Here is a 9,470-nt window from a genome sequence, read left to right on the forward strand (position 1 = left end):
AGGAGTCATTGTGAACAATCCCGCCACACGCACCACCAAATACGCTGTCAGCTATAAGCTGAACGGCGAGCGCCGCTTCGAATTCGCGCAGTTGCAATCCGCTTCTGTCGAAGAAGCCGAAGCCGCCTTGAAAAAAATGCACGATCAGAGTGACGATCAGATTACCGACGTCAAAGTCAGCAAAGCGCTTTAAAGACCCCTCCCAGGTGCCTGATCCGATCATGCAGCGTAAAGGTGAAACACCCGCCAACCTCGATCTGTTTGCCGACCCTGCGCCGCAACCCCGGCGCGACGAGCAGATAGGGCCGGGGTCATGGCTGTTCAGAGGCTTTGCGCTGGATGCAATGGAAACGTTGCTGGCTGCTCTGGAAGCAACCGTGGCCCAGTCGCCGTTTCGCCTTATGCAGACGCCCAGCGGCCTTGACATGTCGGCCGCGCTCAGCAGTTGCGGGCAACTGGGCTGGATCACTGATCGCCATGGCTACCGTTACAGCGGAGTAGATCCGCAAACCGGCAAGCCCTGGCCCGCCATGCCACAGGTTTTCATGCAACTGGCGCAACGCGCCGCGCTGGCTGCCGATTATCGTGACTTCGTGCCGGATGCCTGCCTGATCAATCGCTACATTCCGGGTGCGAAGATGTCACTGCATCAGGACCGCAACGAGCACGACCATCAATGGCCCGTGGTCTCGGTGTCGCTCGGTATCCCGGCGATTTTCCAGTTCGGCGGCATGCTGCGCAGCGACAAGACGCAGCGCATCTCACTGTTTCACGGCGATGTCGTGGTCTGGGGCGGTGAAGACCGGCTGCGCTTCCACGGCATTCTGCCGGTCAAACAGGCCGAGCATCCTGTGCTCGGCGAGCAGCGTATCAACCTGACCTTTCGCAAAGCCGGTCGACACGACTGATCAACTGGCAGCAAGCTCGCCGGACGTTCGCGTCAGCGCCGGACATACCACCCGGTGCAGGTTCAATGCGGTATTGATAATGCCGATGTGGCTGAACGCCTGCGGGAAGTTGCCCAGCATACGGCCATCTTTCGGATCATATTGCTCGGCCAGCAAGCCCACGTCATTGCACAGGCCACACAGCCGTTCGAATAGCCTGGATGCGTCATCAGCACGCCCGAGCAGCACGTAGGCGTCGGCCAGCCAGAACGAGCAGACCAGAAATGTGCCCTCCCGCCCCGCTACGCCATCGTCGCTGCGCTCGTTGTCATAACGCAGCAGCAGACCATCCTGCATCAACGTGCGCTCGATCCTGGCGACGGTGCCGATGACGCGAGGGTCATCAGGCGCAAGGAAGCCGGTCAGAATAATCTGCAACAGGCTGGCGTCGACCTCGGTAGCGCCGTAAGTCTGCACAAAACTATTCAGTTGGGCGTCAAAACCGTTGCGACACACGTCGGCATGAATTTCATCCGCGACCCGCCGGTAGTGCTCGGCCAACGCGCGATCTTCGTCATTCTCGGCAGCTTGTGCAATTTGGGTAGCGTTGCGATCGAATGCTACCCAGGCCATGACTTTCGAATGCGTGAAATGACGCGGTTCGGAGCGAATCTCCCAGATCCCGGCGTCCGGCAAGTGCCAGATGGTTTCCAGGTAGGGCATCACCACCTTGGAAATCGCCACACTGCGCGGGTGCGCTGGCATGCCTCCGCGAAGCGCTTGAATCATGGCATCGGCGACCTCGCCATACACGTCGAGTTGGACCTGAGTCGCCGCGCCGTTGCCAACCCGTACCGGTTGCGAGTGCTCATAGCCGCTCAGCCAGGGCAATTCATATTCCTGCAAGCGCCGCTCACCGCCGACGCCATACATGATCTGAATCTGCTCCGGGTTACCGGCCACCGAACGCAACAGCCAGTCCCGCCAGGCTGTTGCTTCCTCGAAATAGCCGAGATTCATGAAGGCCAGTAGCGTCATCGTTGCGTCACGCAACCAGCAGTATCGATAATCCCAGTTACGTTCACCACCCAGCTGTTCCGGCAATGAAGTGGTCACTGCGGCGACGATGCCGCCGGTAGGCGCATAGGTCATAGCCTTGAGGGTAATCAGCGAGCGCTTGACCTGTTCCGTCCAGGGGCCGACGTCAGGGCAACGGTCAGAAAACTCACGCCAGTAGCTGACCGTGGTCTGAAGCGTTTGCTCAACATCGATATTCGCCAGTAACGGCTCGTAAGAAGCCTGATAAGCCAGCGTAAAGACTTTGCGCTCGCCTTCGCCCACCTGAAAATGACTGGCAGTGTGATGATCTTGAGGATGCAGCTGCACGGGGCTGCGCAGGACCAGCATTTCCGGACCTGCCACCGCAGTCAGTGTGTGCGCGTCCTTTTTCTCGACCCAAGGCACGCTGCTGCCGTAATCGAAACGAATCGCGAGGTCGACCGTGAATTCAACCTGCCCCTCCAGCCCGACAACAATGCGTACCACATGGCCGCTGGTGTTCATGGGCATGAAATCGATCAGCATCGCGCGACCGTCGCGGGTTTCAAAGACGGTTTCGAGAACCAGCGTGCCTTCTCGATAACGGCGCTCGGTCGAAAGGACCTCCGCCGTCGGCGCGATCTTCCAGCGCCCGTGATCGCTGCTGCCCAGCAGCGCCGCAAAGCACGCGGTGGAGTCAAAGCGGGGGAAACACAGCCAGTCCAGCGAACCATCACGGGCGACCAGCGCCGCAGTCTGACAGTTGCCCAGCAACGCATAGTCTTCGATCAATCCAGCCATTCAGAAATGCCCGTCATGTAGATGATTCGTTGCGGTTCGGCGAACCTCCCCGCGCCAGGGCGGCTCAGACTGGCAGGATATAGCGCTCGATAGCGCGAGCCACACCGTCCTGCTCGTTGCTATATGTAACATGGTCAGCCTGTCCCTGAACTGTCGGCTCGCCCTGCCCCATCGCAATCGATACCCCGGCCTTGCGGAACATTGCCACGTCGTTGCCACCATCGCCGATAGCGGCCGTGCGTGAAAGCTCGACTCCCAGGTACTCCGCAAGCGTCGCCAGGGCCGAACCTTTGTTGGCGTCCAGTGCAGTGACGTCCAGGTAGTACTTTTGCGAACGAGCGGCCAGCGCAAGCCCGTCGATCAGCGGATTGAGCCGGGTTTCGAGGGTCTTGAGCAGTTCGAAGTCGGCACTTGCCGCAACGATCTTGTCGACCCGGTCGAGATAGGGTTCGAAGCTCTCGACCTGGACATACTCGTAACCCAGTGCATCACGCTCGTGATCGACGTAGTCCCCTGCCGGGTCGAGCAACAGCCACTGATCATCGGCAAACACCCAGATAGCAACCTTCTCGCCAGCAAACAGATCAAGACAGGTACGCACTGCTGTCTGATCGATGCGGTGAGCGGCAAGCAGGCTGCCGTCGGCGTGCGTGATGGTGCCGCCATTGAACGCGACGGTCGGCAGATCGATGCCCAGCGCCTCGATCACCTGACGCATGGCTCTCGGCGGACGGCTGCTGGCCACTGTGAAATGTATGCCCGCCGCCCGCAGACGCGCGATGGCGTCGATATTGGCCTGACTCAGGCTGTGATCGCGCCGCAGTAGCGTGCCGTCGATATCGGACATCACAAACTGCACGGGCAACGAAGATGCTTCAGACATTCAGTTCTCTCCATTCGCGGCCGTCTCGGCTCAACAGTTCCTCACCGGCAGCAGGCCCGTCCTGACCTGCGTCGTACAGCTGCACCTCCGGCTGCCTGGCCCATGTATCGAGAAACGGTTGAACGGCACGCCAGCCGTTTTCGATATTGTCGGCACGCTGAAACAGGGTCTGGTCGCCTGTCAGGCAATCGTAGATCAGCGTTTCATAGCCGGTCGAGGGCTGCATTTCGAAGAAGTCCTTGTAGGCGAAGCCCAGGGCGATGTCTTCCATGTCCAGCGTCGGGCCCGGGCGTTTGGCAAACAGATCGAACCACATGCCTTCGTTGGGCTGAATCTGAATGCGCAGGTAGTTGGGCTTGAGCCGGTCGACCTCGGTGTCGCGAAACTGCGCGTAAGGCGCGGGCTTGAAACAAATGGCGATCTCGGTGCTGCGAGCGCTCATGCGCTTGCCGGTACGCAAGTAGAACGGCACACCCACCCAGCGCCAGTTGTCGACCATCACCTTGAGCGCAACATAGGTCTCGGTGGTGCTGTCGGCCTCTACCCGGTCTTCCTCGCGATAGCCGACGACTTTTCTGTCTCCGGTCACCCCTTCTGCATACTGGCCGCGCACCGAATTGGCTAACGCTTCCTCTTCGCTCCACGGGCGAATCGCCCCGATTACCTTGGCTTTTTCGCCGCGCACGGCATCTGCTCCGAACGCCGCTGGCGGTTCCATCGCGACCATCGCCAACAGCTGAAACAGGTGATTGGGGACCATGTCGCGCAGTGCGCCGGTGTGTTCATAAAAGCTGCCACGTGTTTCAACACCCACGGTTTCCGCCGCAGTGATCTGCACATGGTCGATGTAATGATTGTTCCAGAAGGACTCGAACAAGCCGTTGGAGAAACGGCTGACCAGGATGTTCTGCACCGTCTCCTTGCCCAGATAATGATCGATGCGGTAGATCTGCTTCTCGCTCATCACCTTGAGCAGGCACTGGTTGAGCTCCACAGCACTGGCCAGATCGGAGCCGAACGGCTTTTCGATCACCACGCGCCGAAACCCGTCATCGGTCTCGTTCAGCAAGCCGGATGAACCAAGCCGCTGGGCGACCTCGCTGAAAAAGCGTGGAGCTGTCGCGAGGTAGAACACCGCGTTGGCCGCGCCGGTGCTCTTGATCTTGCTGTCGATGTCACGGTAGGTCGAATCGTCGAGAAAGTCGCCCTGCACGTAACTGATCCGCTCGGCCAGCTTGCTCCAGAGCGCAGGGTCAAGCGGCTCCTTGCCACCGCCGGCAACCTTGCCAGCGGCCTCTTCACGAATGAAGTTTTCCAGCTTCTTCGCGAAGTCGGCGTCGCTGATCGCATTGTGATCGACGCCGACAATGTGCAGACCTTCGTCCACCAGACCGTCGCGTGACAGGTTATAAAGCGCCGGCATCAGCAGACGCTTGACCAGATCGCCATGAGCCCCGAACAGAAACAGGGTCGTGGCTGGCGCCACCTCCGGTTTCTGATTGGCGGTGCCACGCGACAGGCCCATTACTTCGGTTCCTTGTGGCCACCAAATCCAAAGCGCATGGCGGACAGCATCTTGTCTGCATACGAGCTGGTCTGACGTGAACGGAAGCGCGCAAACAGCGCACTGGAGAGTACCGGAACCGGCACAGCCTGCTCGATGGCAGCCTCGATGGTCCAGCGCCCTTCACCGCTGTCGGCAACCGAGCCGGAGAACGCATCCAGTTGTGGATCGGTGGCCAGTGCATCAGCAGTCAGATCCAGCAGCCAGGAGGAGACCACGCTGCCACGGCGCCAGACTTCGGCAATGTCGGCAGTGTTCAGGTCAAAGCGCTGCTCGGCAGGCAGGTGCTCGGAGTTCTTCTGCTTGAGAAGGTCGAAGCCCTCGGCGAACGCCTGCATCATCCCGTATTCGATGCCGTTGTGAATCATCTTCACGAAATGGCCGGAGCCCGCAGGGCCGGAGTGGATATAGCCACGCTCGGCGCGATCGTCGTCGGAGACGCGTTCCTTGGTGCGTTCGATGGAGCCCAGGCCGGGTGCCAGCGTTGCGAACAGCGGGTCCAGACGACGCACGATGGCGTCTTCACCGCCAATCATCATGCAGTAACCGCGCTCCAGCCCCCACACGCCGCCGGACGTACCCACGTCAACGTAGTGCAGACCTTTTGCAGTCAGCTCCTGAGCACGACGCATGTCATCCTTGTAGAAGGTGTTGCCGCCGTCGATGATCACGTCATCGGCTTCAAGCAACTGACTGAGCATCTGGATGGTGTCTTCGGTCGGAGCGCCGGCCGGGAGCATGACCCAGATGGCACGAGGCTTCGCCAGCGCGGCAACCATTTCCGTCAGATCGGCAACGGCGGTGGCCCCGTCATTGGCCAGGGCGCTGCGTGATGCTTCATCACGGTCGTACACCACAGTAGTGTGACCATCCAGCATCAAACGTCGTGCGATGTTGCCGCCCATGCGGCCCAGTCCAATAATCCCAAGTTGCATGAAGGTGCTCCTTAAATCGTAAAAAGGTGCCTCACCTGCCGTACAGCGCTTCAACAGGATGTGAGCATGCAGGTTAGTCAAGCGAGGCAGAACGTCGGTTCCCTTACAAGGACAGTCGCATAAGAGAAGTGACGGCGAGAACGCCCTCAGTCGGTGCATTTTGTCGTGATCGGCGGCTGCTCGCGACCATTAAAAATAAAAAAGTTCCAAAAAAGCGCAAAAGAATTCAGAATCGGAGCCGATAGAGAGGTAAGCAGCGGCACTCAGGGATTGAAAGTCATTGCTCAGGACCTTTCTGAGGTTGAATCCGCCATTTGCGAGGTGAGCAATGGGCACTGTACTACCACCGGTTGCACCACAAACCCTGTATGTCACGATCCGCCGCGACGAACTGCGTGCCTTGAAAGAAGAACGTGAGCAGTTGCAGCGAAAGGTTGCTCATTTGAGCGTAATGCTGCAGCAAACCCAGCTGTCTGCGCCAGGCGCAATGCTTCACGCCTGACAGTAGAATCTACAACGTTTCAGACCGCACCGTGGCAAGCCCGATATGCCGGCTTGCCCGCTTGATCCCGCCCCCTCATTCATCCTCCCTGCCTTCACGCGCTCTCACGCTTCATACCCTCCATGGATGTACGCCTTGACGCGATGCGCGTCGGCTATCAGAGCGATTTCTGCCAGAACATGGCGCGACCCATTTCCGGGTTCAGCTGATAATTGTCAAAACCCATCTTTCTGTAGGCGCCCTGAGCGACGTCATTGCCCTCAAGCACCTCCAGCGTCAGCTTGCAGCAGCCGCGCTGACGCGCGATTTCTTCGACTTTGGCCAGCATCCTCTGGCTGATGCCCTGCCCCCGGTACTGCGCTATGACCGCGACGTCATGAATATTGACCAGCGGACGGCAGGCAAAGGTGGAAAAGCCCTCGAAACAGTTGATCAGCCCTACGGGCTCGCCGGAGACGAAGGCCAGCACACTGAACGCATGTGGGCGCTTGGCCAGTTCGATGGCCAGTTGCTGGCGAGTATCGGCTGAAAGGGGCCTACCCGTGCCCATGACGTCCAGGGAGTATTCGTTCAGGACAAATCCAATGGCATCGGCATGCACAGGATTTGTGTAGCTCGCTTGCAGTACCAGCACCTCAGGGGCTTCCATTTCCGTCCTCGTCAACAATTCAAAACAGCGTGTTCAAATCAGTGTGCTTCCGAGAGGCCAGCCCTATCTCCCGAATATCACGGGTCGATTCTATCCTGCCTCGCTTCGAATTGTTCCAGCACAGATGCAGGAAATTTCCCATGGTGCACATAGATAGCGCGTCAAATGCACCCGGAAAAGGCGCAATGCACTGATTGGGTTCGAGCGGCACCCGAACAAGGCCTGGCGCACCCTCGGAGCAGGCCTGCAAAAAAGGATTGTCGAACGATCCGACGGCCGGTCATGCGCTGAGACTGTGCAATATTTCGCCCTTTAAACGCGCAACAGCCTAATGACAGGCGGCTGTAGCTGACAGCCAGAGAGGCGCAACCCCGCGCGCCAGACATTTGCGCATAAAAAAGTGGAAACTTCTCAAAAACAGCCGGGTCAGCTGAATAGAGCATCTATGCTATTGGCTGACATCCGGTAATGGCGACATCACGCCGCTTTGTCACTGTGCATGGTCCGAACGGGTATCGATCTTGCGTAGTGCACGTATGTGTACCCGGCCATAGGAAATGGCCAATAACAATCAAGTGATGCACCAATACTGGTTTAAGGGGAAAAACGATGATTAGCGCCGCTGTCAAAACCCAGAAGGGAGAGAGTTTTAACCAGCCGGTCGGCGAGCTGACTCATCTACCGGTTTTTGCGACTACTAATTTACCTGTGCTGCACATACCCACTGCACCGACCCAGCAGACCATGTCTCAGGTCAACCGACGCAAGGTGTTGTTCGTGACCTCCGAGCTGGCCGACCTGGTGAAAACCGGCGGTCTTGGCGATGTGTCTGCCGCACTGCCGCGTGCCATGCGCCACCTGCACGACGTTCGGGTGCTGATTCCCGGTTATCCGCAAGTCATCAACAGTGGCAATCCGATTCATATCATCAGTCAGCTGGGTGGCCATGCCGCGCTTCCGCCGTGCAAGGTGGGCCGTATGGACATGAAAGACGGCCTGGTGATTTATGTCCTGATCTGCCCCGAGCTGTATGAGCGCGAAGGCACGCCCTACGCGGACACCGAAGGTCGTGACTGGTCCGATAACCATATCCGCTTTGCCCGTCTGGGCCTGGCCGCCGCAGAATTTGCCGCAGGCGAAGTAAAAAGTCAGTGGTGCCCCGAACTGGTTCATGCCCATGACTGGCCAGCCGGTCTGGCGCCCGCTTACATGCGCTGGCGCGGACAGTCCACGCCGAGCATCTTCACCATTCACAACCTCGCTTATCAGGGCACGGTCAGTACCGCGTCGAGTCGCGAGCTGGGTATTCCGGATGAAGCCATCCACCCGGAAGGTATGGAATTCTACGGCCAGTTGTCGTTCATCAAGGCGGGCATGGCCTACGCAAGCCACATCACGACCGTCAGCGCCACTTACGCCCGGGAAATCACGACCCCGGAATTCGGCTGCGGGCTTGAAGGCTTTCTGCAGAGCAAGGCGAAAAAGGGCCAGCTCAGCGGCATCCCCAACGGCATCGACGAAAGCTGGGACGCAGCCACCGACGAACACCTGATCTGCCATTTCGCGCCCAATGAGTGGACGCGCAAAGAGATCAACGCCGATCACGTCCGTGAACTGTTCGAGCTGGATGAGTCCACCGGCCCGCTGTTCGCCGTGGTTTCACGCCTGGTTTATCAGAAGGGTCTGGACCTGACCATTGGCGTTGCCGAGCACATCGTCAACAACGGCGGACAGATCGCGATCATCGGCCGGGGTGAACCCGAGGAAGAAGAGGCCATGCGCGAGCTGGCTGCACGCTTTCCGGGCCGCATCGGCGTTCGGGTCGGCTTTAACGAAACCGATGCGCGCCGCATGTTCGCTGGCAGTGATTTCCTGCTGATGCCGTCCCGCTATGAGCCTTGCGGCTTGAGCCAGATGTACGCACAGCGTTTCGGCTCGCTGCCGGTTGCCCGCAACACCGGTGGTCTGGCTGACACCATCGAAGATGGCGTGACCGGTTTCCTGTTCAACGAATCTACGGTTGAAAGCTACATGGAAGCGCTTAATCGGGCTTTCAACGTGTTCTCCCACCCGGAATTACTTAACGCCATGCGTTGCCGCGCCATGGCCGCCCCGTTCAATTGGCACCAGGCGGTGGAGCCATACGCAGATCTCTACCGCGACTTGCTGAAGAAAAACGTGGGCGTTTCAACTCACTACTAGGAAAAGGAT

At 58.9% G+C, this 9,470-nt stretch carries 9 protein-coding genes; 4 read left to right on the top strand and 5 right to left on the bottom strand.

The annotated features are described in order from the left end of the window. Positions 1-10: 10 nt before the first annotated feature. Both I9H07_RS12915 and alkB read left to right on the top strand, forming a co-directional pair. On the top strand, positions 11-193 hold the full coding sequence (locus tag I9H07_RS12915) for a hypothetical protein (protein ID WP_024673799.1): 183 nt from the start codon (positions 11-13) through the stop codon (positions 191-193). Between the two features lie 28 nt (positions 194-221). Continuing rightward, on the top strand, positions 222-908 hold the full coding sequence (gene alkB / locus I9H07_RS12920) for a DNA oxidative demethylase AlkB (RefSeq protein WP_236423559.1): 687 nt from the start codon (positions 222-224) through the stop codon (positions 906-908). Here alkB and I9H07_RS12925 read toward each other — a convergent pair whose 3' ends face one another. The 4 genes from I9H07_RS12925 to gnd form a co-directional block, all read right to left on the bottom strand. Next, positions 909-2,726 (bottom strand): glycoside hydrolase family 15 protein, encoded by a 1,818-nt coding sequence (locus I9H07_RS12925; RefSeq protein ID WP_236423561.1) that lies wholly within the window; start codon positions 2,724-2,726, stop codon positions 909-911. A gap of 64 nt (positions 2,727-2,790) precedes the next feature. Beyond that, a complete protein-coding gene (locus I9H07_RS12930; RefSeq protein WP_236423562.1) occupies positions 2,791-3,609 on the bottom strand; it encodes an HAD family hydrolase in 819 nt (272 codons plus the stop codon). Next, positions 3,602-5,134 (bottom strand): glucose-6-phosphate dehydrogenase, encoded by a 1,533-nt coding sequence (gene zwf, locus I9H07_RS12935; protein ID WP_236423564.1) that lies wholly within the window; start codon positions 5,132-5,134, stop codon positions 3,602-3,604. Before zwf ends, I9H07_RS12930 begins: the two co-directional genes overlap by 8 nt. Next, on the bottom strand, positions 5,134-6,108 hold the full coding sequence (gnd, locus tag I9H07_RS12940; protein ID WP_024673794.1) for a phosphogluconate dehydrogenase (NAD(+)-dependent, decarboxylating): 975 nt from the start codon (positions 6,106-6,108) through the stop codon (positions 5,134-5,136). Before gnd ends, zwf begins: the two co-directional genes overlap by 1 nt. A 328-nt stretch (positions 6,109-6,436) precedes the next feature. Here gnd and I9H07_RS12945 point away from each other — a divergent pair, with 328 nt between their 5' ends. Beyond that, entirely contained in the window at positions 6,437-6,610 is a 174-nt protein-coding gene (locus I9H07_RS12945; RefSeq protein ID WP_058392147.1) for a DUF6026 family protein, read from the top strand. 157 nt (positions 6,611-6,767) lie between these two features. On the opposite strand, the gene I9H07_RS12950 is transcribed toward I9H07_RS12945, so the two are convergent. Next, complete coding sequence (locus I9H07_RS12950; RefSeq protein ID WP_024673793.1) at positions 6,768-7,259, bottom strand: GNAT family N-acetyltransferase; 492 nt, start codon at positions 7,257-7,259, stop codon at positions 6,768-6,770. Between the two features lie 609 nt (positions 7,260-7,868). Between I9H07_RS12950 and glgA the strand changes: the two genes are divergently transcribed. Beyond that, a complete protein-coding gene (glgA, locus tag I9H07_RS12955; protein ID WP_236423566.1) occupies positions 7,869-9,461 on the top strand; it encodes a glycogen synthase GlgA in 1,593 nt (530 codons plus the stop codon). Positions 9,462-9,470 lie beyond the last annotated feature (9 nt).

It is taken from the genome of Pseudomonas syringae, from assembly GCF_023278085.1.
Taxonomy (GTDB): domain Bacteria; phylum Pseudomonadota; class Gammaproteobacteria; order Pseudomonadales; family Pseudomonadaceae; genus Aquipseudomonas; species Aquipseudomonas syringae_Q.